General features: G+C 71.6%; 1 protein-coding gene. It reads left to right on the top strand.

What is annotated here, in order from left to right; genetic code table 11:
* Positions 1-440, top strand: a 440-nt coding sequence (locus G3I71_RS47765) for an aconitase family protein (RefSeq protein WP_239149812.1), incomplete at both ends; no start/stop codon positions are given.

The following is a 440-nucleotide window of genomic DNA, read 5'->3' as shown; positions in this document are numbered from 1 at the left end:
TGCGCGTCACGCCTCCGGGGCGCGGCATCGTCCACCAGGTCAACCTGGAGCAGCTCGCCACCATCGTCGCGGAAGGCCCGGACGGCGTCCTCCTCCCGGACACCGTCATCGGTACCGACAGCCACACGACGATGGTCAACGGCCTCGGCGTGCTGGGCTGGGGCGTCGGCGGTCTGGAGGCCGAGGCGCAGATGTTGGGCCTCGCCCAGCCGCTGCGCGTACCGGAGATCGTGGGCGTCCGGCTCACGGGAGCGGTCAGTCCCGGCACCTCCTCCACCGACGTGGTGCTGACCCTGACGCGCAGGCTCCGCGAGGAGAACGTACGCGCCCTGATGCTGGAGTTCACCGGCCCGGGCGTGGCCGAGCTCACCGCGGCCGACCGCTGCACGATCGCCAACATGGCACCCGAGTACGGGGCGATGACCGCCTTCTTCCCGGTC

The organism is Streptomyces sp. SID12501 (assembly GCF_010550245.1).
GTDB lineage: Bacteria > Actinomycetota > Actinomycetes > Streptomycetales > Streptomycetaceae > Streptomyces.
This window is presented reverse-complemented; position numbering and strand designations above follow the sequence as displayed.